The following is a 1,540-nucleotide window of genomic DNA, read 5'->3' as shown; positions in this document are numbered from 1 at the left end:
ATTTAATTGCTAATGTCCTATTGGTTGTCTCGCTTAAGGTCACTTTCGCTTTCCCTTGCGGACAAGAAGAAGTATACCGTGTTTACAAGTTTTCGTCAACACTTTTTTTGTTTTTTTATTGTATTTTTTTTTAATGTTTTTCTGAAATCGGACTAAAAAAACAAACATATCCAATTTATGATTGATTTTACTAGCTTACAACGCAGAAAACAAATATGTTATTGATGAAAAATTTATTTTTACACATCGAATTTTATTTCAACGCCAATAACACCAACGTTATCCGAAAAATTATTAAAAAAAAGAAGAAATTAGGAGTAACTTACAAATAAAAACCTCCTACCTGTAATAGTCACACAGTTAGGAGGTTTTTATTTATATATTTTAATTTTAAGGAAAGAAAGAAATGAAAAAAATATTTATATTTTCATTTGCTTATAACTATCAGACGTAGTAAATTTAAAAAAAGTTTAAATGTTTTTATGTTATAATTTTAGTTTTATTTAGAGTTTGACGAACCCCACCCTGAAATAACATAACCAACACCAAAATTTTAAACACGTTTTGAAAGATCTCTCTTTCTGATAAAAAAATTATGTTATTTTTTGCATAGAACATGATCCCTAATACTGTACTAAAAGAAAATAAAAACAATATAACTGCTATAAATATAACACCCCAATCTCCTACATGGCATCTAAATGATTCTTATAAAAACTTCATACCTATTAAATTTGTTTTATCTATATCAGCTAACATCATTACAAATGCTGAAGCTGATCCAATTATAGCCATTACCCACATCCAAAAATAGACCCTGCTCCTACCTAGAAGCTGTACTGATACAAAAAGCTTGAAAAGATGTAATCCCTTCATTTCTCCCCTTATTATAGTTAAACACAGTATAAAAAAGCCCAAGGACTGCACCTCGAGTTTCACTAAAAAAATTCTCCTAATTATCGGTATTTATATACCTGATAATTAGGAGATTAATCTCATCTATTCAACTTCTATTTTATCTTCTCTCTTACTATCTAAAATTTTCTTCTTTTCTTTAGTTAAAACCCCTTTTATTTTTTCTTTAGCTTTATCTATCTCGGTGTATAATTCTCCACCTTTAGTTTTAGCAATATATTTATTTCCCTTTGTACTTACAATAACTTCTACACCATATACTTTTTTATCTTCATATCTCAACACAACTTCAGTTTCATCTATGTTGTTAAAATATGTTTCTAACTTACCAAATCTCTTCTCTGCATAATTTCTGATTCCCTCTGTTACCTCTAAGTGTCTTCCTCTTATTGTAGTTCTCATAAAAATCACATCCTTATTAGTTTGTCCTCATGCTAGTAATACAAATATATAATATTATTTCAATATAATCAATAGTTAGAGCAAATAAAGACTCACCAGGAAGAGTGGTCTAAACATAAAAATAAATATAAAAAAGAGGAAGATTTCTCCTCCTCTAAGTCTTTCTATTTAATTATTTTCCACAGTTACAGTTACCACAGTGACTAGCTATAGAATCTATTCC

General features: G+C 28.2%; 2 protein-coding genes and 1 pseudogene. All 3 read right to left on the bottom strand.

The window, feature by feature from the left end; translation table 11 throughout:
* Window positions 1-480: 480 nt before the first annotated feature.
* Window positions 481-693: pseudogene (locus WBG30_RS13660) on the bottom strand (alanine:cation symporter family protein); the annotation flags it as partial.
* Between the two features lie 15 nt (window positions 694-708).
* Complete coding sequence (locus WBG30_RS13655; protein ID WP_424505210.1) at window positions 709-876, bottom strand: hypothetical protein; 168 nt, start codon at window positions 874-876, stop codon at window positions 709-711.
* A gap of 123 nt (window positions 877-999) precedes the next feature.
* Window positions 1,000-1,317 carry a ribosome hibernation-promoting factor, HPF/YfiA family gene (hpf, locus tag WBG30_RS13650; protein WP_424505209.1) on the bottom strand — a complete coding sequence of 106 codons (318 nt, stop codon included), beginning with the start codon at window positions 1,315-1,317 and terminating at the stop codon, window positions 1,000-1,002.
* Between the last annotated feature and the right edge of the window lie 223 nt (window positions 1,318-1,540).

It is taken from the genome of Psychrilyobacter sp., from assembly GCF_049671765.1.
Lineage (GTDB): Bacteria > Fusobacteriota > Fusobacteriia > Fusobacteriales > Fusobacteriaceae > Psychrilyobacter.
The sequence above is the reverse complement of the archived record's forward strand: the minus strand, read 5'-3'. Positions and strand labels throughout refer to the sequence as shown.